General features: G+C 37.1%; 1 protein-coding gene. It reads left to right on the top strand.

All coding sequences use genetic code 11. The features are described 5' to 3' along the window. On the top strand, positions 1 to 1,808 hold a 1,808-nt coding region (locus CIK00_RS21010; protein ID WP_101770489.1), incomplete at both ends, for a type I secretion system permease/ATPase.

Below are 1,808 nucleotides of genomic sequence, written 5' to 3'. Positions count from 1 at the left end.
CCATTATTATTCCCGGTCATTGCCATACTAAAAGGGGGTGATGCTTGTGTAGTACTCAGTATTGATCAAGAAAAAGGTGAAGCTGAAGTTGTCCTTCCTCAAAATGATGGCTCTGAGCAATGGATTAATATCAATGAATTAAATGCACAATACAGTGGTCATTTATTCTTAATTAAGAAACGTTTTCGTTATGATGAGCGTTCTCCTGAAATTTTAAAAAACCGAGATGGGCATTGGTTCTGGAGTACGCTATGGGAATCTCGTAGTATTTATCGCGATGTCTTTATTGCTTCAATTTTAATTAATATGTTCGCTATTGCTGCGCCTTTATTTACTCGCTTAGTCTACGATAAAATCGTACCGAACCTCGCTTTTGATTCTTTATGGGTACTTGCTGTCGGTATTACTATTATATTTGTTTTTGATTTTATTCTAAAATTATTAAGAAGTTATTTTATTGATTTAGCAGGTAAAAAATCAGACGTTCTGCTTTCAGCCAAAATATACAGTCGAGTAATGGGGATAAGAATGGAAGCAAAGCCGGCTTCTGTTGGTGCTTTTGCTCGACATTTACAAGAATTTGAATCCATTCGCGAATTTTTCACATCAGCGACAGTTTCATCATTAATCGATTTACCATTTGCTTTACTTTTTTTATTAATAATATACGTCATGGCGGGACCTTTAGCATTAGTCCCATTAATTGCAGTATTAATTTTAGTTATTTATAGCTTCCTCATTCAACGACCACTACGTCGTACGATTGAAGAGGGCTCTCGCTTAGCGTCTCAAAAACATGCCAACTTAATTGAAAGCTTATCTGGTTTAGAAACAATCAAAATGTTTGGGGCTCAAAGTCAATTCCAATACCGCTGGGAAGAAGCCGTTACCCATATTTCAAATTGGGGTTTAAAATCTCGTCGTTTAACGGATTCAGTTCAAAATACCGCAGGATTTTTACAACAATTTGTCTCTGTTGCAATGATTGTCGTTGGCGTTTATTTAATCGCTAATGGCAATTTAACTATGGGCGGATTAATCGCATCAACGATGTTAAGTGGTCGTGCCGTAGGTCCAATGGTACAACTGGCACTACTATCAACTCGGTATAATCAAGCTAAATCTGCGATGACCATTATTGAACAATTAATGTCAATGCCATTAGAACAAGAGGATGGTAAACGTTATATTCACCGTCCAATCATTAGAGGAAAAATAGAATTTGATAACGTCACATTTTCTTATCCTAATGCTACACAACCTGCATTAAAAAATATTAATTTCACAATTAATCCTGGTGAAAAAGTTGCCATTATAGGTCGTATAGGTTCAGGAAAAACCAGTCTTGAACGTATATTAATGGGATTATATCAGCCACAACAAGGTTCAGTTCGTATTGATGATACTGATATTAACCAATTAAATAATATTGATATTAGACGTAATATCGGCTGTGTACCGCAAGACATCACTCTCTTTTTTGGATCTATCCGCGATAACATTGTCCTCGGACGCCCTTTAGCAACAGATAAAGAAATCCTACTTGCAGCTGAACGGGCTGGTGTTACAGCATTTACTCAGCATGATACTGCTGGTCTAGAAAAACAGATAGGTGAAGGTGGACAGGCTCTTTCTGGCGGTCAACGTCAAGCAATCGCTATAGCACGTGCATTTCTCAGTCAACCACCGGTACTTATTATGGATGAACCTACAAGTAGTATGGATAATCGTTCAGAAATGTATATTAAGCAGCAGTTACGTCAAATGAAGCAAGATGAGACATTAATTTTGATCACCCATAAAACGGG

The organism is Photobacterium carnosum, assembly GCF_002849605.1.
Lineage (GTDB): Bacteria > Pseudomonadota > Gammaproteobacteria > Enterobacterales > Vibrionaceae > Photobacterium > Photobacterium carnosum.
Note: the sequence above shows the minus strand (reverse complement) of the source record. Positions and strands in the feature narration are given on the sequence as shown.